The sequence below is a fragment of the Pullulanibacillus sp. KACC 23026 genome, from assembly GCF_029094525.1.
GTDB lineage: Bacteria > Bacillota > Bacilli > Bacillales > Sporolactobacillaceae > KACC-23026.
Window position 1 is genome coordinate 4,053,528 of the sequence record NZ_CP119107.1, and the last position, 25,092, is coordinate 4,078,619.

21 protein-coding genes and 2 pseudogenes are annotated in these 25,092 nt (G+C 42.4%); 5 read left to right on the forward strand and 18 right to left on the reverse strand.

From position 1 onward, the window contains the following. Positions 1 to 137 precede the first annotated feature (137 nt). A pseudogene (gene dgoD, locus PU629_RS18780) lies at positions 138 to 683 on the reverse strand (galactonate dehydratase); the annotation flags it as partial. Positions 684 to 979: 296 nt separating this feature from the next. Here dgoD and PU629_RS18785 point away from each other — a divergent pair. Next, a complete protein-coding gene (locus PU629_RS18785; RefSeq protein WP_275281557.1) occupies positions 980 to 1,741 on the forward strand; it encodes a polysaccharide deacetylase family protein in 762 nt (253 codons plus the stop codon). Between the two features lie 175 nt (positions 1,742 to 1,916). After that, positions 1,917 to 2,477, forward strand: a complete 561-nt coding sequence (locus PU629_RS18790) for a CBO0543 family protein (RefSeq protein WP_275281559.1) — start codon at positions 1,917 to 1,919, stop codon at positions 2,475 to 2,477. A 154-nt stretch (positions 2,478 to 2,631) separates the two neighbouring features. Here the strand turns inward: PU629_RS18790 and PU629_RS18795 are convergent, their stop codons facing one another. The 3 genes from PU629_RS18795 to PU629_RS18805 form a co-directional block, all read right to left on the reverse strand. Next, positions 2,632 to 3,087 (reverse strand): GNAT family N-acetyltransferase, encoded by a 456-nt coding sequence (locus PU629_RS18795; RefSeq protein ID WP_275281560.1) that lies wholly within the window; start codon positions 3,085 to 3,087, stop codon positions 2,632 to 2,634. Between the two features lie 184 nt (positions 3,088 to 3,271). Then, the gene (locus PU629_RS18800) at positions 3,272 to 4,144 is read right to left on the reverse strand and encodes a serine/threonine protein kinase (RefSeq protein ID WP_275281561.1); all 873 of its coding nucleotides are present in this window, start codon (positions 4,142 to 4,144) and stop codon (positions 3,272 to 3,274) included. 88 nt (positions 4,145 to 4,232) lie between these two features. After that, the gene (locus PU629_RS18805; RefSeq protein ID WP_275281562.1) at positions 4,233 to 5,522 is read right to left on the reverse strand and encodes an aminotransferase class I/II-fold pyridoxal phosphate-dependent enzyme; all 1,290 of its coding nucleotides are present in this window, start codon (positions 5,520 to 5,522) and stop codon (positions 4,233 to 4,235) included. Between the two features lie 213 nt (positions 5,523 to 5,735). Here PU629_RS18805 and PU629_RS18810 point away from each other — a divergent pair, with 213 nt between their 5' ends. Beyond that, the gene (locus tag PU629_RS18810) at positions 5,736 to 6,737 is read left to right on the forward strand and encodes a DUF3231 family protein (protein WP_275281563.1); all 1,002 of its coding nucleotides are present in this window, start codon (positions 5,736 to 5,738) and stop codon (positions 6,735 to 6,737) included. Positions 6,738 to 7,247: 510 nt separating this feature from the next. On the opposite strand, the pseudogene PU629_RS22645 reads toward PU629_RS18810, so the two are convergent. From PU629_RS22645 to queG, 14 genes and pseudogenes are all read right to left on the reverse strand, one after another. Beyond that, positions 7,248 to 8,224, reverse strand: a pseudogene (locus PU629_RS22645) (cation diffusion facilitator family transporter). Between the two features lie 222 nt (positions 8,225 to 8,446). Next, complete coding sequence (locus tag PU629_RS18825) at positions 8,447 to 8,635, reverse strand: YjzC family protein (protein WP_275281566.1); 189 nt, start codon at positions 8,633 to 8,635, stop codon at positions 8,447 to 8,449. Between the two features lie 174 nt (positions 8,636 to 8,809). Then, positions 8,810 to 10,384 (reverse strand): peptide chain release factor 3, encoded by a 1,575-nt coding sequence (locus PU629_RS18830; RefSeq protein ID WP_275281567.1) that lies wholly within the window; start codon positions 10,382 to 10,384, stop codon positions 8,810 to 8,812. A 440-nt stretch (positions 10,385 to 10,824) separates the two neighbouring features. Beyond that, positions 10,825 to 12,564, reverse strand: a complete 1,740-nt coding sequence (locus tag PU629_RS18835; protein WP_275281568.1) for a phospho-sugar mutase — start codon at positions 12,562 to 12,564, stop codon at positions 10,825 to 10,827. A gap of 151 nt (positions 12,565 to 12,715) precedes the next feature. Beyond that, a complete protein-coding gene (locus PU629_RS18840; protein WP_275281569.1) occupies positions 12,716 to 14,260 on the reverse strand; it encodes a bifunctional GNAT family N-acetyltransferase/carbon-nitrogen hydrolase family protein in 1,545 nt (514 codons plus the stop codon). Positions 14,261 to 14,263: 3 nt separating this feature from the next. Further along, positions 14,264 to 14,953: an HAD family hydrolase gene (locus PU629_RS18845; RefSeq protein ID WP_275281570.1), complete on the reverse strand. Its 690-nt coding sequence runs from the start codon at positions 14,951 to 14,953 to the stop codon at positions 14,264 to 14,266. 299 nt (positions 14,954 to 15,252) lie between these two features. Next, positions 15,253 to 15,684: a CBS domain-containing protein gene (locus tag PU629_RS18850; RefSeq protein ID WP_275281571.1), complete on the reverse strand. Its 432-nt coding sequence runs from the start codon at positions 15,682 to 15,684 to the stop codon at positions 15,253 to 15,255. A gap of 224 nt (positions 15,685 to 15,908) precedes the next feature. Further along, the gene (yhbH, locus tag PU629_RS18855) at positions 15,909 to 17,054 is read right to left on the reverse strand and encodes a sporulation protein YhbH (protein WP_275281572.1); all 1,146 of its coding nucleotides are present in this window, start codon (positions 17,052 to 17,054) and stop codon (positions 15,909 to 15,911) included. A 264-nt stretch (positions 17,055 to 17,318) separates the two neighbouring features. Next, positions 17,319 to 17,894, reverse strand: a complete 576-nt coding sequence (lepB, locus tag PU629_RS18860) for a signal peptidase I (protein WP_275281573.1) — start codon at positions 17,892 to 17,894, stop codon at positions 17,319 to 17,321. A 138-nt stretch (positions 17,895 to 18,032) separates the two neighbouring features. Further along, on the reverse strand, positions 18,033 to 19,928 hold the full coding sequence (locus tag PU629_RS18865) for a PrkA family serine protein kinase (protein WP_275281574.1): 1,896 nt from the start codon (positions 19,926 to 19,928) through the stop codon (positions 18,033 to 18,035). 402 nt (positions 19,929 to 20,330) lie between these two features. Further along, entirely contained in the window at positions 20,331 to 20,804 is a 474-nt protein-coding gene (gene trmL, locus PU629_RS18870) for a tRNA (uridine(34)/cytosine(34)/5-carboxymethylaminomethyluridine(34)-2'-O)-methyltransferase TrmL (RefSeq protein ID WP_275281575.1), read from the reverse strand. A 162-nt stretch (positions 20,805 to 20,966) separates the two neighbouring features. Continuing rightward, positions 20,967 to 21,866 (reverse strand): amidase domain-containing protein, encoded by a 900-nt coding sequence (locus PU629_RS18875; protein ID WP_275281576.1) that lies wholly within the window; start codon positions 21,864 to 21,866, stop codon positions 20,967 to 20,969. A 202-nt stretch (positions 21,867 to 22,068) separates the two neighbouring features. Next, complete coding sequence (locus PU629_RS18880) at positions 22,069 to 22,593, reverse strand: methylated-DNA--[protein]-cysteine S-methyltransferase (protein ID WP_275281577.1); 525 nt, start codon at positions 22,591 to 22,593, stop codon at positions 22,069 to 22,071. 201 nt (positions 22,594 to 22,794) lie between these two features. Further along, complete coding sequence (queG, locus tag PU629_RS18885; protein WP_275281578.1) at positions 22,795 to 23,976, reverse strand: tRNA epoxyqueuosine(34) reductase QueG; 1,182 nt, start codon at positions 23,974 to 23,976, stop codon at positions 22,795 to 22,797. 115 nt (positions 23,977 to 24,091) lie between these two features. Between queG and PU629_RS18890 the strand changes: the two genes are divergently transcribed. Both PU629_RS18890 and yvfG read left to right on the forward strand, forming a co-directional pair. Next, on the forward strand, positions 24,092 to 24,784 hold the full coding sequence (locus tag PU629_RS18890) for a B3/B4 domain-containing protein (protein ID WP_275281579.1): 693 nt from the start codon (positions 24,092 to 24,094) through the stop codon (positions 24,782 to 24,784). Then, complete coding sequence (gene yvfG, locus PU629_RS18895) at positions 24,784 to 25,032, forward strand: protein YvfG (RefSeq protein WP_275281580.1); 249 nt, start codon at positions 24,784 to 24,786, stop codon at positions 25,030 to 25,032. Before PU629_RS18890 ends, yvfG begins: the two co-directional genes overlap by 1 nt. The last annotated feature ends 60 nt before the right edge of the window (positions 25,033 to 25,092 follow it).

The window sequence follows — 25,092 nt, forward strand, 5'->3', positions numbered from 1 at the left end:
TATCTAATATATGTTGCCACTAGTGTATGAATGAGCGAACAAGCATGTGACAGATGTTAGAATATTTAGTTATTTTTTATACTTTAGAATGATGGACATAGCTTACCATTCCGCGATGCTGCCATCCTTATGACGCCAATGCCAATTCCGACATAGTTTCCAACCGCTTCGCGAATCGCTGCTACTCTTTCTAGAACTTGATCTACTTTCTCATGGGTATCAATATACTGCAATTCTTCGGTAGCATTCATTTTGATTGCTGTAAATCCTTGCTCGACAACTTCTTTGGCCGAATTGCCTACATCACTCGGACGGTCACCGCCAATCCATGAATAAACACGGATCGAGTCACGACAGGCGCCACCCATTAGTTCATAGACCGGTGCATGATAATATTTGCCTTTAATATCCCTTAAAGCTTGGTCAATACCAGCGATCGCACTCATGAGAATCGGACCACCGCGATAAAAGCCGCTTCGATACATGACATTCCATAGATCCTCAGTACGAAGGGGATCCTGATCAATTAAATATGTACTTAGCTCGCGTACAGCAGCTTCAACGGTTGCGACTCTACCCTCTATTACAGGTTCTCCCCATCCTGTCATCCCTTCATCTGTTTCTATCTTTAAAAAGAGCCAGCGGGGTGGTACAACATAGGTCTCGAGTTTAGTTATTTTCATTTGCCAAATCTCCTCACTTCCTGCTCGTCTAATTTCTTGAGAAATACAAGTTCACTTCTAATCTAGAAATGAGTCACAATCGATGAATTCGCTAAATTTGTTAGCTTAGGCTATACTGTCTTTTTGTCTTTTCACGAACCTTGAGCAATAACTGATCTCTTTTTCCTTAGAGAAAACAGGAAAGCGTGTTCATTTTTTTCGTGAAATAGACTTTAGTTTTAATCCATATCCCATTATAATTAGTATCGGTTAGCTTTTTTGGTTACAAATAGAGAGACTATCGACAAAGGGGGAGGATGACCATTACGGCAGTTAGATGGTTACTCAGGATCATGATCATCGGCTTCTTTCTTTTTTCCTTCAATCATTCCATGCCCCCCTTTTCCAGGCATCCCATCCCGATATTAGTCTATCACTTGCTGGGTACCTATCCGGGGCACGGGGAGAAAGCTCTGTATGTTTCACCTAAAAATTTTGAAGCTCAGATGAATTATTTAAAGCAGCATGGATTTACCCCTTTGACTTTTGAGGATTGGGGCAAGGCTTCCCTAGTCAAAAAGCCTATCTTTATCACCTTTGACGATGGATATAAAGACAATACTAAAATGTGGGCCATCTTTAATAAGGTCAAATCGAATGAGTTCGAGCCTAAAGCAACGATCTTCGTCATTTCCGGTGATATAGGAAAACACAACCATTTAAATCAAACCGATATCCAGTCAATGGCTAAATCGCCCTTCTTTTCGATCCAATCCCATACCGTCACACATCCTAATCTAGCAAGGTCAAAGGATTTAGATTATGAGTTAGGCAAATCCAAGCAAGTCATCCAAAATCTAACAGGCAAACCCGTTGTCGCGATTGCTTATCCCTACGGATTATTTAATGCGAAGGTCATTAGAAAAGCCTCCCATTATTATAATTACGGTTTGACAACATTACCAGGTTTCTATCATAAACTTTGGATACCTGATGAGAACTACCTATTGCCTCGAATTTATGTGAAATATACAACGACAATCAATCAGTTTGCCCATCTAGTCACACCTGGCAGCTGATTCTTGGAAGATCTGTATCTCCCTTCTTTAGTCAGACCTTTTTATAAGGACTGTCTAGGAGGGGACTAAATCAGATCTTTTTTGTTAATACAGTCCCTTTCTTTAACATAAATCGTTTAGGTCTTAGAAAAACTAAGCCTATCTTAAACAGTTTATGAATAAAGGAAGTCCCCATATGACCAACAGAGAATTCGTCCATAGAATACGCCAATATGAACAAGAAAAAAGCCATCTTGAAATTAATCAATGGCTGCACCATGATTTGTTTTCTGCAAGATGGTGGCTTTTATTGTTATTTTTAATTGTCCCATGGGTGATTTGGATGCTGCTCCGAAAAAAAGAACTTTACCTCGAATCCGCTTTTATCGGGTGTTATGCCATTGCTTTGACACTCTTTATCGACAGCATCGGATCACAGTTTAATTTTTGGCGGTATCCAACCAAATTTTTACCTGTCATTCCAAGTGCGCTCCCTTTTGATTTATCACTTGTCCCGGTTATGTTCATGTTTATTTATCAATACTGCCAATCGTGGCGCACTTATTGGAAGACTTTGTTAGTCATAAGCTTAATGTATGCGTTTATAGGTGAGCCCGTTTGTATTTACTTACAATTAGTCATTTATATCAATTGGTCCATTTACTATTCCTTTGGCTATTACCTTATTGTTGGCTTTTCTGCTCGCGCCTTGGTCTTACTCCTTAAACGTAAGCGCAAGGAAAAGGAGACTGTCTGACGAAAAACCGCCTGCTCCATCTATTGCTTAATCCCTTTAGCAGAAGGGCCCAACAAGCTTTCCCTTCAAAAAAGTCGAAAAAATGCAGCGTTAGGAATGAGTGTCTCCCTTCAAAGTGTATTACCCGGGAAATTTCGACACTCTCCATCCTGATTCAATCTAATATCCACTCAAAAATCGATATTTCTCGCTCTCCGCGTTGATACATATCGTTATAAGGCGGTAAATCAACGGTCTCTATAAACTTACCACCCACCCGCTCAATTGTTTTTCTTGATGCCAAATTAGTCGGATTACAAGTAATGTAGAGGCGGTTCTTCCCATGCTTAAGTGCTATTGGTTTTAACAGTCTGCATGCTTTTCCTGCATAACGATGTCCCCGATACTCTTCGTCAACACTATAGCCAATATGCCCCCCATAATAGAGGCTCTCTTGCTCACCAATTCTTAGATCAATTTTCCCAATGATTTGATTCGTTCCTGCTATGACAATGTGATAGCGGTAAGCAGGGACCCACCCCTTTTCCAAATCGCCTGGCATATAGTTATCAATCAATAAATCAATCTCTTCCCCTTTAATGCGATCCGCCTCTAGAAATTCAAAACTCATGTCTACTCCCCCACACTTGAATGTCATTGAAAGGATCAACATCCTAACGACTCCACTTTATATCTTAAAATAGGCATAAACCCGTCCTGTAAGCTTCCCAGCCGCATCAAATCTCAGGGCGCTTAATGAAGAAAACACACGCAATCCTTGAAAATGTTGGCGTGTGTTCTCTCTAATGTCAGTTCTATTCAGTACTTGCTTCAACCCAAACTGCTGTTAGTTCATCAACGGATGGATATCTCATGCCAGGGTCCTCTTCAACCGCTTTGCGTGCTATATCAAACAGCCGTGGTCCTGCCTCCCATTTCGAATAAGAGCGGTCCAACCCTCCACCAAGCAGAACAAATGCTAAAGCTCCCATGTTAAACACATTGGTTCTAGAATCAATAGAGGCTCCTAACGTAAATTCTTCAGGCGACATAAACCGTGTCGAGCCCCATAACCTGCCCATGTCATTGATAAAAGGCTTCTTTCGGTACTCGTCGATATCACAAATTCTGAGTTGATCTGCTTGAAAGTTATAAAGAAGGCTTCCATCATAGAAATCAACTGCAACGAATCCTCGCTTCTCCACCTCTACGTGAAACGCCAAGACTTGCTGAAAGGCGGAAAGCCGTTTGTGAATGGGCCGTTCACGAAATCGACGAAAGGGGGAATCAGGATCGGTCTCCTTTAAAGGCGGCGGGTATCTCCAATGATTATGCAGACCTTCCCCCTCAAACCAATCAAACACCATGGCATAACCATTTGGGAGCTCTAAGCCATATTCAAATTGGATTAACGCAGGATGTTCTAATGCGTGATATAAATGCCTTGACGCCTTTAACTTATCGATCGCATCCTGGGGATCTCCCGAATAATGTATCGTGCTGGCCCCCGCATACTTCACAAACTTTTTTTGCCCTTTTATCATGACTCCAAAAGAGAGATTCCCCGAATCCTGCTGATCAAAGACCGTAAAGACCTTTCCTAAGTCCATTAACCAGTCGAAGGAATGTGGTTCTTTTAGAGAAAAGGACACATCATTCACCTTCATCTTATTCACGGCTTCGGCCATAATGCCCTCCTTTGAAAAATCGACATTTTTGGTAAGGCAGCGTCCTTCAAGAAGTCAAACTCTCAGGCCTGGACCGAAAGAATTGGCTTTATTTAAGATCTTGTATCCCTTTAGCAATCAACTCAAATAACTCTTCTAAATCCTCTTCTTCCACGCATGAGAAGGCAATTCTTAGATCTGTTGAGTTAATTGAAACGGTTCCCACTCCATATTCGTTTAATAAATGAACACGAACTGCTTCACCATCGACCCCGTCAAGCTTAAGACACATGAAATAACCTGAATTGAATGGATAGTAAGTCCACACCTCTTTATACTTTGGCTGGGTAATAATTTCCTTCGTTTTTAAAGCTCGGCGCTTCATAATTTCGAACTTTTCCTGCTTTTCAATCTGAAATTCATCGGATTGCAAGGACTGCAAAATGATCGTCTGCGAAGGATGCGAACCGCTTGAAATCGTTCCTCGAATCAACCCTTTTGTCTTAGCCTCCAATGCATTGAGAACCTCTTCGCTTTCAGAAGCGTACGTGATAAAGCCCACTCGGAAGCCCCAGACATAATTCTCCTTAGTAGCCCCGTCCACCTTAATCGGCAGAATACGGGGATGAGCATTAGCGAGCATACCAAATAGCGATTCCTTAATTGAATCCTCGTAAAATAAACCAAAATACGCATCATCAATAATCGCCACAATGTCCAATCCTGCTTCAGCCATTTCAACGATTGTGCTTACAATCGCTTTGGCTTCATCTGGGTGCGGCGTATAACCTGTTGGGTTATTAGGGAAATTTAGAAGAAGGACAACCTTTCCTTTTTCTTTAACCGATAAAATGGTATTTCTAAAGGCTTCTGCATCAAACCGACCTTCTTCATTGAACAATCGGAAGGTCTTAAGTTCTGCCTGTCTTCTGATTCCAAAAATAAGATTGTAATTCCCCCAATTTTTATCTGGAAGAATAACCGTATCCCCTTTTTCAACAAAGAGGTCAGCAGCAAGACTTAGTCCGTGGGTAAGGGCATTCGTCACAATGGGAAGCCCTATTTTCTTATTGGATAGGGATGGATTGTCTCTTAAGAGCTTCTCCTTCCATACTTGTCTGAGCGCAGGTTTCCCTTGAGGCGGTGCATAAGGGAACAAATCCTTGGTCTCATAATCCGGCATGCTGTTATGTATATGTTTGAAATGCATAGGTTCATTGCCTTCTGTAGCAATGCCAATGGTGGCGTTAAATTTCGTTGCTTTTTGATTCGCTTCATTAGATTGACTGAGAATACCTTTTGGGTAATAAAGTGCTTTTCCTAATTCAGAGAGCATTTGATAGACCGATGGCTGATCCGCTTGAATGGCCTCATTTAATCCCTTTGCAATTGGGTTCATGGGTGTTGCTCACTCCTAACTTAGCCCTAATTATTTATAGATTAAAGCCATTTTACCACATTATAAGACAGAAGAAAGCTACACCTCTTATAAAGATGTAACCCTCTGCTTGAATTTAGATGCTATAACAATAGGATTTACAGCAATGAACATATTTCACCTGTTTAAGATCAATACTATTTTTATTAGTATTCAATTTGGAGGAGAGATTAAATGCCTATTCAGAACGACCTGACATCCAGTGAGTATGGAACATTGTGGATGACTTATCAGCAACAAACGATGACTCAGAGAATTTTAGAATATCTCATACAAAACTGTGATGAACATAACTCAGGTAAGCTCCTGAAGCACACCCATAATCAAATAAGCAAGTTTATTGGTGAAATAGCGGAACTGTTCAAAAATTATGGAGCTGTTGTCCCTGTCGGTTATACGGAAGAGGATGTTAATGTAGGAGCACCGCGCTTGTATGACCAGTATTTTGATATCTTGTTTCTCCGATTGCTCTTAGAAATTGGTATGGGTCTACATACCCTTCATCTTAACATGAGTTTTAGAAAAGATATTCGCAACCTCTTCACTCGACTAACCACTTTTAGCCAGGATACTTACAATGCCTGTATGGATTACTTGGAAGCAAAAGATATTATACTCAAATCTCCAGGAATGTCACCCTCTAAAACGGTTGAGTTTGCAAAGGGGAAAGGTTACATGAGCGGCCTTAATCCCCTCAATCAGAAGCGTTCATTAAATTCAGTGGAAACTGCCCATCTCTTTTTCGCCATTGAGTCCAACATCTTTGGCATGTACATGATTACTGGGTTCGCTCAGGTTGCAAGCGAGCAAGACATAAGAAATTTTTTTGAAGAAGGGAAGAACATTGCCAAGCAAATCATTCAAGACTTTTCAACTATTCTTAGTGAATCGGATATCCAACCCCCAACCACTTGGGCAGGACAAGTGACGGATTCGAGAGTAGCCCCTTTTTCCGATAAGCTCATGATGTATTGTACGAGCCTGTTTTGCAGCTTCGGCCTCGGAAGCAATGCACTTGGGACTGCTTTTAGCTTAAGAACCGATCTTCCCATAAAAATAATAAGCGTCGCTAAGACCGTTTACTCATACGGGCAAAAAGGTGCCAAATTACTTGCAGAAAAAGGATGGCTAGAGGAACCGCCTCAATCCCATGACCGCCACGCTCTCATTAACTAACCTCCTTTCAATTTTCGCCTTAAAAAACACACCTTCTTATTAAAAAAGAAGGTGTGTTTTTTGTGCAAGCCGTGGTTCCGATAACTTGGCGGATTAATAATTGGCAGACTAAAGCTTGAGGGCTTATACAAGTTCATTAGGTAGCGCCACCACCGACTTTTGATAAATAAGCGGAGAAAGTTCTCTTATTTAGGAAACAGCGCTGAAAACAGCTTAAATAGACGGAGAATTTCCGCCTATTGGCTCCGGAAAGCGTTGACCGGAGTCGTTTTGCCCTGCTTAACAGGAAAAACTCCGCTTATATTCCCGCACGCGAGCTCTATCCAGCAGTTTAACCGGAAAAACTCCGCTTATTCTGGTGACTCAACTACCTGCTTTAGTAAAAAAATCTTCTGGGTATCGATTTTACTGGCAATTGGTAAAATAAAAGACCAAATCGTCGGCGATTTGATCTCTTTCTACATTCTTAGGTTTTGGGTCTTTCATCCTGCGAGCAAGACACAGGTGCTGCTAATGTGATTCATGATGATGATGGTCGTGGTCATGATCATGTAAGTCGGTACAGATAAGGTGATCACGGTGCGAGGTTTGACAGTCTTCCATTTGAATCGTTGAGTGATGGATGCCATTATTTTTAAGTGCCTTATTAATTTGACTGATGAACTGGGGACTTTTACTCATCGGTACCCCTTCATCTAATACAACATGACACGTTAGAAAATGGCGATCGCCTGTCAATGTCCAAATATGCAAATCATGGACTCCTTTGATTCCCGATATCCTTTTTATGTTCTCAGCAATCTCTTCAAGCTGTATGCCTTTTGGGGTGGCTTCCATTAAAATCCGAAAGCTCTGCCTAATAATATTCCAAGCACTATAAGCGACCAGCAAGGCGATTAAAATGCTTAAAAGCGGGTCAATCCACTGAAAGTCAGTAAAATAAATAATGATTCCAGCCACAATCACCCCAGCAGAAGCTCCTAAATCCCCCATAACATGTAAAAGCGTCGCCTTCACATTGAGATTACTGCTTTCACCGTTTAAAGCAAATATAATAATAAGATTAACAACTAAACCAATACCCGCACCGATAAACATCCCAAACCCATGAACGGACTGGGAATCATTAACCGCGTCACCGCTGAATACAAAATCCAAATCGTTATTAATACCAAAGTTAGTCCATTAACGGCGGCAGCAAGGATTCCCGCCCGCTCATAGCCAAAGGTCATATAGCGATTAGCCGGCTTCTTCGCTTGAACAAGCGCATACCATGAAAGGCCAATTGCCAACACATCAGTTGCCATATGCCAAGCGTCCGCCAACAAAGCCAAGCTGTTTGAAATGAGGCCAAAAATTAATTCGGCTACAAGAATAATCATCGCTAGGAAAAAGGCCTGTTTCATTTTGCCTGCAGGAGCATGGGTATGAAAAAGTCCGCTATGATCATGATCATGGTCATGGTCATGCGTATGGGAGTGACTCATGAAATCCTCCTTACTCGGGGTTATACTGTATTCTATGCAGTTTTTTAAAATTATGATTTAAGCATTCATATAATCATGGTAACGTTCCTCATTTAGAACCGTCAAGGGAGGGTTCTTGTCAAAAAGTCCTGGCCCAAGTGATCGCTTTCTGTGCGTACAGAAAAAGGGTCTGCCCCCTCAAGTGGGTAAACAGACCCTAAAGGACTAACCTCGTCCAAATGATTATTTTTTCGGCTTATGCATCCACTGCCTGTTTTCGTTAGCGCAATCAGGAAATTTTTGTCCTGCTTTCATGTGGATCTGTGTAGGCGTTTCTACCATACTTCCTGTTTCGCCAACCTCCATATAAACACCGTCATTTGGCGCACGGTCTCCTGGCTCAAAACGCTTGTTATCATAAGGAGCACCCACTATGAATCCCTCCTAATAATGAAGTCGTTCATTAGGATATCCAAAGGCGGCCGTTTTATGAAAAGGTCAGCTAACCTCTTTAAATCACGGAAATGTACAGCAAATGAAAATGAAACGCAAGAACCGTCCCTCTGTTCACACGCTGCTAATGAAACGCGAGATCCGTCCCCTCGTTCACAGGGAGGTTTCGGATAGGTGAATGTCTGGATTTTTTTGTTGGAACCATTGGAGGCCGAATTCGTTTTCGAATAAGATAACTGGGCGGTTGCGATGATCCCGCACAACCATATTGGACGTGCTTCTCAGTGCTTCTGTCGGAATTTCATCGTCATTCAGCCAGCGTGCAACTCGATAGGTCAGAGGCTGTATATCCAAATCCACATTATATTCGGCTTCCATTCGGTAGATAAAGACGTCAAATTGAAGTTGGCCAACTGCGCCAAGAACGGTCTCTTCAAAGCGCTCAGTTTTATACACCTGAACAGCCCCTTCTTGTGCGAGCTGCTGCATCCCCTTCTGGAAGTGCTTCGCTTTAAGTGCGGTCTTCGGGCGGACCTTTGCAAAATGCTCAGGGGAGAACTGCGGCAGTTTTCCAAAATTGAAAGTATCCTTCTTACCAACCAATGTATCACCGATTTGATAAATCCCTGGGTCATAGATCCCCACAATATCTCCTGGATACGCTTCATCTATATTTTCACGGCTGTCCGCAAAGAATTGCTGTGGTTGAGCCAGTTTAATCGGTTTCCCCGTACGATCCAGCCATGTTTCCATCCCTTTTTCATATTTACCTGAACAAATCCGTAAAAAGGCAATGCGATCCCGGTGTGCCGGATTCATATTGGCTTGAATCTTGAAGATAAAGCCTGAAAAGACGTCATCCTTGGGCTCGATGGTTCCGATGCTTGACTCACGCGGCGCTGGAGGTGGAGCCATTGTTAAATAATGCTTAAGAAAGGTTGGAACTCCGAAGCTTGAAACAGCACTCCCGAAGAAAACGGGTGTCAGCTTCCCTTCTAACACCTTCTCCATGTCAAAAGGATTTCCGGCTTCCTCTAATAGCAAGAGCTCCTCTTCTAGCTGCACGAGCACATCCTCATCCGCCTGTGATTGCAGTGCCTCGCGAACCGCTTCCGGCCCGTCTACCTTTAGTGAAGATAACTTCTTCCCTTCACCATAAAACTCAATTTCATTATTAAACCGGTCAAAGACGCCACGGAAAGTTGGACCCATTCCAATTGGATAATTGACTGGACAAGAGGCAATGCCAAGCACATCCTCTAACTCCTCGAATAGTTCGAGGGGTTCTTTTCCTACACGGTCTAGCTTATTGATAAAGGTGAAGATAGGGATTCCCCGATCCGAACAAACTTTAAAAAGCTTTTTCGTCTGTGGCTCGACACCTTTTGCTGCGTCCAAAATCATAACAACACTATCGACAGCCATCAGGGTTCTGTACGTATCTTCACTAAAATCTTGGTGTCCAGGAGTGTCCAAGATATTTATTTTAAAATCATCATATTCAAATTGCATGACACTCGAAGTAACCGAAATCCCTCTTTGTTTCTCAAGCTCCATCCAGTCAGAGGTGGCAAACTTACCTGTCTTCCGTGCTTTAACTGCCCCCGCTGAACGAATGGCTCCTCCTAACAATAACAGCTTTTCAGTTAGCGTCGTTTTCCCCGCATCCGGGTGGGAGATAATCGCAAAGGTTCTGCGCTTTTTTGCTTCTTGTTCTAGTTGGGCCATACAAAAGAGTCCTTTCTTTCCTCTGGTCAGGCTGCCAAGAGCTGGGCCAGCCTACGTTTTATTAAAAAATTACTTAATTCACCTTATTCATGCCTATTAAAAGGTTTCCATTTAAAAAAGATAGCACATATATGGCCTTTTAGACAAGGTCAACAGAAAAGGGGGATAGATGTAATTGTTAAAGTACGAAAATGACTCTGTAACGGACAAGGAGTCCATTAAACGGTAAATAGGACGGGTTCGCCATTTCTAACGGACATAGAATCCGTTACAACCCAAAATCCAATCCCATTTGTACCAAAAAGTCTCCGTTACAATCAGCAAAATAGCCCAAATGCCCCTGGTATTCTGAAGTCCCTCCCGCTTGAGTCAGAATCGATTAAACGTCTCACACCTCATAATAGAAAAGGAAAGAGGAGCCCCTCTTTCCTTCTTAAGAATTAAGCAATTTGATTAACGAGTCCCATAACTACTTCTTTTAAAGTCTCTAATTTGGTGACTGCATCGTCTAAACTGGTTCCCGTTACGCCGTAATAGAACTTAATTTTAGGCTCAGTCCCAGATGGGCGGAGGCAGAACCATGAATTGTCCTCTAGGATAAACTTTAGAACATTTGATTTTGGCAGATCAATTAATTCTTCTTTTGCTGCGGAAAAATCCGAACGAACAGAGGTCTTATAATCCTCCATAACACGAACTTGTTTACCTACGACCGCGGTTGGCGGGTTATCTCGGAACGACTGAAGGATGCGGGAAATTTGGGCGTTTCCTTCGATCCCTTTTAAGGTCATTGAAGTCAGTCCCTCTTGGTAATACCCGTACAGGTCAAACACCTCAAGAAGAGCATCGTACAGCGATTTTCCTTGGAGCTTATAGTAAGCCGCCGCCTCAGCAGCAAGGAGACAAGCCTGAACAGCATCCTTATCTCTTACAAAATCTCCAATTAGGTAGCCGTAGCTTTCTTCATAACCGAACAAAAACTGATGAGCACCGGTCTCATTATATTCTTGAATTTTTTCTCCAATAAACTTAAATCCCGTTAAAGTGTCAACAGTAGGAATACCGAAGCGTGAAGCGACTGTGCGCCCTAGCTCACTTGTCACAATGGTCTTTAAGACAATCCCATTTTCAGGAAGTGTGCCTTTTTCCTTCTTTTGACTCAAGATATAGTGAAGCAAAAGACCACCCGTTTGGTTCCCTGTCAATACAATATATTCACCTTCGTGATTCTTTACCGCCAATCCGACACGGTCGGCATCAGGGTCTGTTGCCAGCAGAAGATCGGCATCGTGCTTTTTACCCTCCTTAATGGCAAGGGTGAATGCCTCATGCTCCTCTGGGTTAGGCGATTTCACTGTAGAAAAATTCGCATCGGGTACAGCTTGTTCTTTTACGACCGTGACGTTTTTGAATCCCCAGTTTTTCAAACCTTCTGTTACAGGCTTATAACCCGTCCCATGTAATGGGGTGTAAACAATTTTAAGTTCATCTCCCACTTCATCAATCACACTTGGGTTTTGCTGAATCGATTTTAATTGTTCTTGGTAGGCTTGATCAATTTCTTCTCCAACGACTTTAAGCAAGCCCTTTTCTTTTAAAGCCTCTAGATTACCTACTTCAACAGCGAGTTCATCTTCAACCTGATTAACAAAGTAAATCACTCGGTCAGCCTCTGCTGGAGGAAGCTGGCCACCTGTTTCATTGTAAACTTTGTAGCCATTATACTGTGGTGGATTATGACTTGCTGTAACGACAATCCCTGAAAAAGCATTGAGGTAACGAACCGCAAATGAAAGCTCTGGTGTTGGGCGCAAGGATTCAAAGACATACGTTTGAATGCCATGGTTGGAAATCGTTTGAGCTGCCTCATAAGCAAATTCAGGTGAGAAATGGCGAGAATCATAGGCAATCACCACACCGCGCTTGATCGCTTCTTCTCCAGATTCCACAATGTAACGAGCAAGCCCTTCAGAAGCCTTTCGAACCGTATAGATATTGATACGATTAGTACCCGGGCCAATTTCACCACGCATTCCGCCTGTACCAAATTCTAATGCCTTATAGAAGCTATCCTCCAAAAGGCTTTCGTTTCCAGCTAAGGCCTCAAGCTGCTCTTTAAGCGCTGGGTCGAGATGCTCGGCAGATACCCATTTTTGATAAGCGTTTGTCCATTCTGTCATTCCCTGTTCCCCTCTCACACTTTTTCATTGTATGTAATTATAGACTAAATAAAATATTACGCACTTCAGCTTTATTATAAGTGGTTCTTTCCTGTAAAAAAAGTCTCTCCTTTATTTTACCAAGAGAGACTTAAATTATCGCCCATTATTTTTATTTCATTTTTTCATCGATTCTAAGAGTGAACAAATCACTCCTGCGGTCTTTAAGCTGTGTGACGGTTCCCATATTTCGGCCGCGGCGCAGAATCTCAAGATCTACATCTCCTACCACAACAGTTTCAATATTGGGAGAGGCTTCCCCTACAATGCCATCTCTAGGGAAGCTATAGTCAGATGGTGAAAAAATACCGGATTGGCCATATTGAATATCCATATTTTCTACGGATGGAAGATTCCCTACTGTCCCAGCAATCACCGTAAAGATTTGATTCTCTACCGCACGTGCCTGCGAGCAATATCGGACTCGCAGATAGCCTTGCCTGTCGTCCGTACAAAACGGTGAAAAAATAATATTGGCTCCTTGATCAACCGCATATCGAGCAAGTTCGGGAAATTGAATATCGTAACAGATCAGGATGGCGACCTTTCCGCGATCTGTATCAAAAATGCGGACTTGATTTCCTGGTGAAATTCCCCACCACTTACGTTCATTTGGTGTTATATGGATTTTATACTGCTTATCAATCGTCCCATCTCTTCGAAACAGATAAGCTACATTATAAATATGGCCTTCCTCTTCCACGAAATGAGACCCGCCAACTATGTTCACATTATATTTAACCGATAAGTTGTTAAACAGTTCAATATAATCTTCGGTGAATGTTGCAAGATGCCGAACAGCAGCACTCGGACTTTTGTCCTCAATAAAAGACATCAACTGAGTGGTAAGGAGCTCAGGAAAGACGGCAAAATCAGCTCGATAATCAGCGGCTACGTCGGTAAAAAACTCCACTTGGTGAGCAAAATCAGCAAAGCTTGAAATTTTTCTCATTTCATATTGGATAGCGCATATCCGAACCGGCAGAGAAGTTTGATAGATCCGCCCTGGTGTTCTTTTATAATCAACATTGTTCCACTCCATAAGGGTGGCATAAGCAGCAGAATCCTTATCATCGGGGAGATAGGCAGCATTGATCCGTTTCACCGTGAACCCATTCATTAATTGAAAGGTCAGAACAGGATCGTATATATTTCTTTCCACTACTTCTTCCATATATTGATACGGTGTAAGCTTGTCTTTGTAATTGGAGTAGCCTGGGATTCGCCCTCCAATCACAATGCTCTTAAGATTTAAACGACGAACCAAATTCTTTCGTGCTTCATATAATCGACGACCAATTTTCATCCTGCGAAAATCAGGATGCACCATCACCTCAATCCCATAAAGATTGCCTCCCTCTGGGTCATGGTTTGTAATGTAGCCATTATCTGTGATTTCCTCCCATGTATGCTCATTATCATACTCATCAAAGTTAATAATCAGACTTGAACAGGAGCCGATAATTTGCCCTTCATACGTCACGCAGAATTGCCCTTCTGGAAAGATAGCAAGATGACTTTCCAACTGTTCCCGCTTCCAAGGGTCCATCCCCGGAAAACAAACTTCTTGGAGCTCCAAGATAGCATCAATATCTGAGAGTTGAATATTTCTTATCTCCATCTTTTTTTCAAAATGATGCAGATCTAATTTTGGCATCTGTCAATCTCCTTTTGATTCATCATTTAAACTGATCTGAAGTGTATCCAAAAGTAATTTGAAATTAGTGTCAGCAAGAGAAAGCAATTTGAGATCAACATCGTCTTCAAAGGTTAACTCGCGCGTTACCTCGTTAGGAATGACGACACAGTAAAGACCTGCCCGTTTGGCAGCAACCGCTCCGTGATAGGAATCTTCAAACGCAATGGCTTCGCTTGGTTTGACGCCAACTCCCTCACAAGCCTTTAAGAAAAGCTCAGGGTTTGGCTTAACCTCCGTTACATCATTAGCCTCTACAATGCAGTCAAAGTAAGCTAGCAGCCCAAGACGTTCAAGGTGTTTTTTCGCCCACTGATCACCCGAGCTTGTTGCGAGAGCAATCTTAAGCCCCGCTTCTTTCCCAGCCTCAAGCAACTCGCGAACCCCTGGCAGCACCTCTTCATCCTTAATCATTTCATTAAACAAAGCATCTCGCTTCTCATAAAATTCCTCTTTCGTAAGGGATGCCCCTGTCTGTTCAATAAAATGCACATAAAGATCAAACTCATCCTCATGGGTTCCGGCAAGCCGCCCCCAAATACTGATCGGAAACGAACTCTTATATTCCTTATAAACCTCATTAGTCGCCTTAAACATAAGCGTCTCCGTATCCAAAATCAACCCATCAAAATCAAACACAAAAGCCCTAATCATCTCACCGCACCCCCACTTACATTATGTACTACCCACACACCTATTTTACCACTGAACCGCAGAGATCGTGAAACGCGGGGGAACGCAGGGAACGCAGGGACGGTTCTCGCGTTCCATTAACTGAAAATTCCCGTTATCTCTGGGAAGCGCTCTATATCAACCAACTGACTCACACAAGCTTCTCGGAAGGTTCCTTAGTTTATGGCTCAATAACTTTCTCACCAAAAGAAGACAGTTCCCATTTAAAAGCAGTGAGCCTAAACAAAGAAAAAGACCCCCGAATGGAGGTCTTTCCACCGTCATTGAGGTTCAGACGGTGTGGAAATAGACTGAAGGGCTTCTCCTGCTTCACTCTGAGATTCGTAAGTCGTCGCCAAGTCACCGAGAGCAACCATCCCCACGAGTTGGTTTTGGTCCACAATTGGCAAGCGGCGTATTTGATGTTGGGCCATAACCTGTGTCGCTTCGTCAGCCGACATATCCGGAGTACCCGATACAAGGCTATGACTGGACATGCAATCGGAAACGGTTTCGTTCCCGGTTCCACCTTTCGCGGTAGAGCGCAAGGTAATGTCACGGTCTGTAATAATCCCTTTGAGCTGATTATTCTCCACAACGGGAAGTGCCCCAACATTATATTGACTCATAAGCTTGGCTGCTTCTTGAATACTTTGCCCCGGTGAAACAGAAATGACGTCTTTTGTCATCAATTCTTTGATTGTTTTTGTCATCTGAAAAGTTCGCCCCCTTCAGATGATAGTGTGACCGATTATCAGGTTTTCATGTCCTATTTTTAATTTAAAAAATGGAACCGGAAAAACGGTTCTCCTAATTTATTTTGAAACGGGAGAACCGTCCCCGCGTTTCCGAAATGGAAAAACGGTTCTCCTGCTTATTTTGAAACGGGAGAACCGTCCCCGCGTTTCGGAGAACCGTCCCTGCGTTTCCCCGCGTTTCACTCTTCCTGCTTTGAGAAGAAGTGCTTTAGGGCGTGGTAGACGTCTTTTTTTTGTTTGAGGATAAAGTGGCGAAAGCCTTCTGCTTGGATTCTGTCGTAGGCACTCATTAAAGTGCTGCGGCGATTGTATGGGTTGATTTCGCCGTATGCAAAGAAGCCAGCGAGGGTTGTCAGCTGTTCCACAAGGTCTTGACATTTTTTATTATCGGATGTGAGGTTATCACCGTCTGTAAAATGAACGGGATAAATATTATAACGAGACGGTGTATATTTCTCATTAATAAGCTCTAATGCTTTTACATAGGCCGAGGAACAGATGGTGCCACCGCTCTCTCCTTTATTAAAAAAGTCATCTTCTGATACCACTTTCGCCTCAGTATGGTGTGCTATAAATGCAATTTCGACCTTCTCGTATTGAGTTCTTAAGAAACGGACCATCCAGAAAAAGAAGCTTCGTGCCATGAACTTTTCCCAGTTGCCCATCGAACCGCTCGTATCCATAATCGCAATAACCACGGCCCGACTTTCTTCTTTCGGTTCCTCATCCCAAGTTTTAAAGCGCAAGTCATCTTCCTGGATGGGTGCGACCGTTGCCTTTCCCTTCATGGCGTTCCGTTTGATCGCCTCAAGGATCGTCCGCCGTTTGTCTACATTACCCATTAAACCTTTTTTCCGAATATCGTTAAATTCTATATGCTCAGAAACAATTTCAACTTCTTCTTTTGGCTTCAAGTTCGGAAGCTCCAACTCTTTAAAGAGGGCTTCTTCAATATCCATCATGGAAACATCCGCTTCATAATAATCAACACCCGGTTTTTCACCAGGTTTCCCTGGTCCTTTGCCAGGCTGATTGGACGGTTGGCCGGGAAGCTTAGCTAACACATCGCCTTCCTTCGTGGTGCCATCTCCCTGACCAACGCGCTTTTGTTTATCTGCATTGTAACGAATTTTGTACTCATCAAGTGACCGAATGGGAATACGTGTAATACCTTTTCCATCTGACATAATAATGCTTTCTTCACTAACCAAATCAGGTAAATTATCCTTTATAGCTTTCTTAACCTTCTCCAAATGCCGTTGTTGGTCCTGATGGCCCTTACGGTGGAGATCCCAATGCTCTTCCGAAACCGCGTAGCGCTTCATATTCCCCCTCCAATCGGCTGTTATTGTAACAGGTTTTTATTTCCCGTCTTATTTTTTGAAAGTTTCGAGATTAATTTAGTCTATGCAGGATCTGACGCCAAATTGCTCATTATTTAACAGAAAAATCATCTTTTACGGCCTATTCTAATAAAAAACCGCCCCTAGTCACTCTCTTGGTCACAAGGGGTGCACAGGACGGTTTGCTTTATTTCATTTCTTATTTAAGTTTCGTGCTAATAGTTCAGAATCCAATTAAATCGGAACTTATTTCTTTATAGTGCCAAATTCATTCAGCGGCCAATAACGCAAATCAACCTTACCAACTACTTTACTTTCATCGACAAAACCAAACACCCGACTGTCTACACTGTTCTGACGATTATCTCCCATTACAAATAACTTCCCTTTAGGAACGACTGTTTTACCCGTTACTTTTTTCAGGTTAAAATCCCATGTCAGATTGCCGCTCGTTTTCTTCTTATACGCATCTAAATAAGGCTCCGCTATTGCCTTCCCATTGATATAAAGCGTATCGTTTTTATATTCCACCGTATCTCCTGGGAGACCTATAACACGTTTTACATAATCCTCTGTTGGAGTGGCATGAAAAATAATCACGTCAAACCGTTTTGGCTGTGTGACATGGTAATCCACCTTGTTAACGATCAGGCGGTTGCCGTTCTGAAGGTTTGGCATCATGGATTCGCCTTCCACCACATAATTGGTGAATATAAAACTGCGTATAACAATCGCAATAATAACGGCAACGGCTAGTGCTTTAATCCATTCAAAGACTTCATTTTTTTCTTTTTTCGCTGGTTTTCTTTGTTCATTTTCCATTTGGGCCCTCCAAAAAGTACATCTAAAATTAACTTTACCATTTCTAAGTCCATCATCACAAGCTACGTCTAGTATTCAAACTCTCTGCTAAAAGTATAAGTTTTATGGAGAGGCCAATGTCTATTTATTGTAAAACCACTACCGGTTCAAAAGACTGCCTACGTAACGCAAAAGTTCATTTGCTGAAGTAGAATTGTAACCATGTTCATCAATAAGCCGGGCAATGACCTCATTCATCCGTTTAAGCTGCGTTTCATCCGGCGTCTTTGTCGAGGTTGTAATTTTCACCACGTCCTTAAGGTCAGCAAACAACTTCTTCTGTATAGCTTCGCGAAGGCGATCGTGGGATTGATAATCAAAACGTTTTCCTTTCCGAGCGTAGGCCGAAATACGAATGAGAATTTCTTCCCTAAAGGTCTTCTTGGCATTTTCAGAAATGCCAATTTGTTCTTCAATAGAGCGCATGAGCTTCTCATCAGGATCCATCTCTTCACCTGTGATTGGATCATGTATTTTATTTTTATTACAGAAAGCTTCGACATTATCGAGATAATTATTCATTAAGGTCTTAGCGGACTCCTCATACGAATAAACAAACGCTTTTTGCACCTCTTGCTTAGCCAGCTCGTCATATTCCCGTCTTGCCATCGCAATATAGTTCAAATAGCTTTCCCTCTCCTCTTTCGTCAAGGAAGGAAGTTGATCGAGACCGTCCTTTAAAGATCGGAGCACATCGAGTGCATTAATGGACGGAACCTCTTTCTTTATTATCGCTGAGGAAATACGATTGATAACATACCTTGGGTCAATCCCCGACATGCCTTCTTCTGGATGTTCAGCTTTTAATTCGGCTACATCCACTTCATTAAATCCTTCGACATGCTCACCATCATAAAGCTTGAGCTTCTTCATAGGATCAATGCCGCGAATGGAGGACGGCTTTAGTCTCGTTAGAATCGAGAAAATGGCAGCAGCCTTAAGCGCATGCGGAGCAATATGCACATCCACAAGATCACTTTGATCAATCATTTTTTGATAAATCCGCTCTTCTTGACTCACTTTAAGATTATAAGGAATCGGCATAACCATGATCCGTGAATGCAAGGCCTCATTCTTTTTATTACTCATAAAAGACCGGAACTCCGCTTCATTCGTATGAGCCACAATTAACTCATCAGCAGAGATAAGGGCAAATCGTCCCGCCTTAAAATTTCCTTCTTGAGTGAGTGAAAGCAAATGCCAAAGAAATTTTTCATCACACTTAAGCATTTCTTGGAACTCCATCATCCCGCGATTAGCCTTGTTGAGCTCCCCATCGAAACGATAAGCACGCGGATCTGACTCAGAACCATACTCCGCAATGGTCGAGAAATCAATGCTCCCTGTAAGATCAGCAATATCTTGAGATTTAGGATCTGACGGACTGAACGTCCCTATACCTACCCGATTTTCCTCAGAAAATAAGATCCTCTCAACCGGCACTTCTTCAATCCGGCCACCATATTCCTGTTCAACGCGCAAGGCATTCAGCGGAGTTAGACTGCCCTCTATGCGGATTCCATATTCCTTGTAAAAATCATCCCTTAACGCAGGGGGTATTAAATGCAGCGGATCTTCATGCATCGGACAATCTTTAATGGCATATACTGCCCCTTCATCCGTTCGTGAAAATGCCTCTAACCCCCTTTTTAAAAGAGTCACAATGGTCGATTTCCCGCCGCTAACTGGTCCCATCAATAATAATATACGTTTTTTAACATCCAATCGTTTTGCTGCAGGATGAAAATACTCCTCCACCAATCGCTCAAGCGACTCTTCAAGCCCAAAAATTTGGTTATCAAAGAAATGATAAATTTTTCTGCCATCCTCTTCAGTAATTCCAGAATCTTTAAGCATATTGTAGACTCTTGTATGAGCGGATTGCGCAATCCAAGGCTTTTCTTTGATTAATTCCAAATACTCGGCAAAGGTCCCTTCCCACTTTAACTGATCTTCTTGGTCACGATAATCTTTTACTCTCTTAAGAAAATCCATGATGGTCCCCCTGTCTCACCTAGTGTACTATTAATCCTATGCTCGAACAGTCCATTCTTTTCATGACAATTCAAAAAAAACATCGATCGCGGGTGGAACGCGGGGACGGTTCTCCCGTCTCAAATGGAACCGCCCCCTCCAATCCCCCTACAACCCCTTAAACTCCTCTGTACTTATTAAAACGCTTTCGTTATAATAAAAGAAAATTGAAACATAGTCTAAAGGGGGAGCTGCCCGATGCATATGTTTCTTATTTTGGTTGTCATTATTGCTTTTGTAACCGCTATGTTCACAGCTGGCTACAATGATAAACCTGAAAATCAAAAATATTGATTTTCTAAAAGACAACCTACATAACAAAACCGACTCTCAGGAAGGGAGTCGGTTTTGTTGTTTGGATGATTAGCTTAGCCCAGGGTATCCCTGTTGTCGTAAAGCCTCGTAGACCATGATGGCTGCTGTATTTGACAAATTGAGTGATCGCATAACCGGTGACATGGGAAGTCGCAAGCATCTGGACTGATTGGCTTCTAATAATTCACTCGGCAATCCCGTTGTTTCACGTCCAAACACGAAAAAATAATCCTTACTTTGATCACTATAATCAAACGCGGAATGCGGCTTCTCACCATTCGTCTCAATGTAATAAAATTCACCATTAGGGTTTTGATTAAAGAAAATATCTAATGAATCATAGTAATGAACGTCTACGTGCGGCCAATAATCAAGACCTGCACGCTTTAAGTATTTGTCGTCAGTTGAAAAACCTAATGGACGAATCAAGTGTAGGGACGTATTCGTTCCGGCACACGTTCGTGCAATATTTCCCGTGTTAGATGGTATTTCAGGTTGATACAAGACAATATTCAAGCCCACAGTTAAGGCACCTCTTTCTGAACAACTTCTAAAAATAGTTCCAGACTTCCTCGAATTAATTAAGGACAGCCTATGACCAACTTTAAATATACTACCATTTTAGAAGGAATTGAAAAAGAGGACCATCTATTAACTATTCCGCAGAAGGGCTATCCATTCACACTAATCTGCGTTAATGTGGAAAAATTTATATTGCGTATTCTCTGTATAAGCCGGTGAATCCTCATAAGCCCAATAGCGGTTACGGCTATTATACGTATGAGCATTAACAAGCGGCATCCCGTCTCGGTCCTGTCCAGTTACAATCGTATTATGGTTCCACTTGCCATCTCCCTCCCAGTCATAACAAATAACATCCCCCGGAACAAGTTCTTCTGGCTCTTCCACCGTCACAGCCCCTACTGAATTGCCATCACTTGCAAGAAACCACCTTAAGGCATTAGCAACTGACCAACTGTAACTGCAGTCCTTTCCTCTGCACCACCACCCCTTACCCTTTTCCCCTATATGTGACATCGGTGCCCCACCTGCTTTCAAGCATTGCGAAACGTAATTCGTACAATCCACTTCAAATTTGGGATAGGCCGGATTATAGCTATTCCACCACTTTTCCGCATACTTAACAGCCGCTTGTCGATCATAGGTATAACGAGCAGTCCCGCTTGATTGCACACGCGGCTCTGGAAAGGTGATCTTCATTCTTGTATCCAGATTTTTTTCTTGGTTCAAAGTGCGGTCTGTAATCAACACGTCCCCATCAAAAATTCCTTCTTTTTCAATCTCCTGCTCTTCAATGTAAAATAGGTCACCTTGCTTAATAAGAAAAGTCAGATGAAGAACATACCGAACTTGATCCTGATTATCTACCTTTTGATGCCCAACCACTCGAGCATCCACCGTCGATTTTACAATTTGAGCCGAACGATCACGCATCGAACGTTTCTTACGCATGGTTTGGCTTCGCTCTTTTTCATCGATCACTTCATATCGGTCATGTGTCCGATCCACCCAAAAGTCGCCTGTTTTTTTAACATGCTCGCGCCAAGCCTCTCTCCAACTCAAGGCTTTACACCACCTTTATATAAAAGTAATAGACTGCCTGCGGGAAAGCTCAGGTTAACCCCTTTTTCGAAAAACAACCACGTTTTGTTTTTATGTGGAGAATTGTTCATTCATGCCAAATTGCCTAAATGAATCCATGAAAAAAAGGTTGTCCTATTAGGGGAATCCCTTAGAACAACCTCTGTACCATTCGTTTATTTTTTTATGATGATTGATTGTTTTCAATGGCTAGCAGATATTCTTTTTTATCTAGCCCACCGCCATATCCAACCAAAGCACCATTTGAGCCGATAACCCGATGACAAGGAATGATGATTGGAATGGGATTCTTGTTGTTTGCTCCGCCAACGGCCCTTACTGATTTCGGATTTCCTATTATTGCCGCAATGTCCTTATAAGTCCTTGTCTCCCCATAAGGAATCATTTGAAGCGCTTTCCATACCTTGATCTGAAAAGGTGATCCTTTTAATACGATCGGGAGGTCAAAAGCGGTCAGTTGTCCTTGGAAATAAGCCTCAAGCTGTCTACGAATCTCTGATGTATGATCCTCATCAAACACCAGCTCGTTATGGAGCATGTGCTTCTTAGCCCATGCTTTGATTAGGCCTTCTTCATCTACTAAATGCCCAAAGGAGACATAACAAAGCCCTGCCTCCACAGAGCCTAAAGTAAGCGGTCCAATCGGACTTTCCATTTCATTAACATAGATTAATGGTTTCTTCTCCATACGTTCCCCTTCTTTAATACATAATTATAATAAGGAAGGGCTGGCTTTTCCCAATAAAGCCTTGAAAGAGCCAATCCTCCAAAACATAAATGCCCATTTTATAATTAAACGGTTGATCAAAAGGAGTGAAGGCAATTTCTTCTCCATTCATCCTTCAATCCGATTGTAGCTTTCAATTCTGAAATAATAGTTAACCTTCTTTTAGTCAGTCAAATGACTCGATTTGCGTTCCTTTTGATGCAGTTGCTGAAGCGTTTTATCTATTTCTATGCACACACTCTCATGTGTTTCAACGTTTTTTTGTTTGATAAGCAGGTCGGTTATAGTCGGAAGCGTATCGGCATGGGCTTTCCCAATCTCTCTTAGCGCCCAAACGATCGTTTCCCGAATGTCCGGTCGAGGATCAGTCTTAAGTCCTGCCTGCAAAACATCGATAGCCGTTTTATCCTTGTAATTTCCTAATGCGAGAATGGCATTACGCTGTATAGGTTTCTTTCCCCTCCAAGAGCCCGCCATCTTTCCAAATGCCGTATAGAAATCACGGTTCGATAAAGACAAGAGCGGTTTTAGCTCTGGTTTTACTTTTTCGGGATCCGGCTCCATCTCACTATGAAAATGAAAGTCTTTGCCGCGATTATAAGGACAAACCTGCTGACAAGTATCACAGCCATAGACCCGATTCCCAATAGCCTTTCGATACGGTTCAGGCACTTTTTTCTTAGTTTGAGTTAGGAAAGCAATGCATTTCTGTGCATTGAGCTGTCCTCCCTGAACGAGAGCGCCGGTTGGACAAGTATCAAGACAAAGCGTGCAATCCCCGCATAGATTCTCAACAGGTTGATCCGGTTCAAATGGGATATTGGTCAGCATCTCTCCTAAATAGACATAAGACCCATATTCCTTAGTTATAAGGTTTGTATTTTTGCTGACAAATCCAATGCCAGCGCGTTCCGCCACAGCTCGATCCGAAAGCTCACCGGTGTCGACCATTGACTTAAGCAACGCCTCCGGATACCTCTCAAGGATAAAGGCTTCCAGTTTTTCTAAACGGTCCTTTAAAATTTGATGATAATCCAATCCCCATGAGGCTCGACTAAAGCTTCCACGGCGGCTCTCTTTCGTTACAGGTGGCTTTTCTTTTAACTTAGACGGGTATGCCAGCGCGATAGATATAATAGAGGCAGCTCCGTCCATCAGTTGAGTGGGATTCACGCGCCTCTCTATATCCTTTGCTTCAAATCCAGACTGGTACCCCAGCATCTGCTGCTGATAAAGACGATTTCTAAGAGAATGAAAAGGATCAGCCGTTGTAAAGCCAATTTTGTCTATCCCAATGGTTTGACTGTAGGCAATAATGGATTGTTTAAGTTCTTGGATGTTCATTTGATCCCCCTCTAGTCGTCTTAATAGGTGTGAACATGGTATGATAAAAGCAGGCAAAGCCTATTACATAAAAAATAGCTATGATAGCATGCATTTAATAGATAGGAGGGCCAACATGGTTCAGCTTTCAATCGACCCTGCGATTTTTGCTAGCATTCCTGACTTTAAAATAGGTATGATTACTTATCATGATATAACGGTTAGGGAAACACCGCAAATGCTGAAAGGCCGTATCCAGCTCTTCTATGAAGAGAGAAAATTAGCCTTTGCTGACAAAACGGTTACAGACATCGAAGGGATAAAAGAATGGCGGAGCATTTTTAAGAAAATAGGGACAGACCCTTCACGCTACCGTCCTTCTCATGAAGCGCTTATTCGTCGACTAATAAAGGACCAACCAATGCCTGAAGTCCAATCCGCTGTTGACCTGATGAACTTTTTCTCAATTCGCCATGAAATCCCTATGGGCCTCTATGATCTAGGCGCCATAGTTGGTGAGCAACTGGAGATTAGAAAAGGCCGATTAAATGATCATTACGAAGGGATCAATGGGCGTGACATGGGAATGGAGGGAAAGCTTTTATCCGCGGATGCAGCAGGCGCCTTTGGCAGCCCTATAGTAGACTCCAAGCGCACTATGGTGACGAAAAAAACGACAGATGCTCTGCATTTAGTGTACATCCGCCCGTCTATGGACCGCCAATCAGCCCGCGACCTCATGGCTCAATTGCAAACCCAATTTATACAAATTCATGGCGGAAAGTCATCGGCCCGCCTCATTACCGGAACAGAAGAGGAGATCATCTAATGAATACAGATAAATTCAGTGTAGACTACTTTAAAGAAGCTCTAACTTTACATGTTGAAAAGAACAAGGACTATGTGACGTTTACCCATGCTATGAACAGCTTCTACCGTTCAATGGTATCCACGATCATCGCTGATAACCTTAATAAGAATTTCGAACTTATTCGCCGATTAAAGAATCTAGATCAAGCGTACAATGACGTTAAAGAAGAGCTTTCCGAGAAAAATTCAGAACGCCCAAAAGCTTAAACGAAATAAGAAATTAACGGGTAAAATTGGGCTTTAGATGAAGCCCTCTCTTCTTTTTTT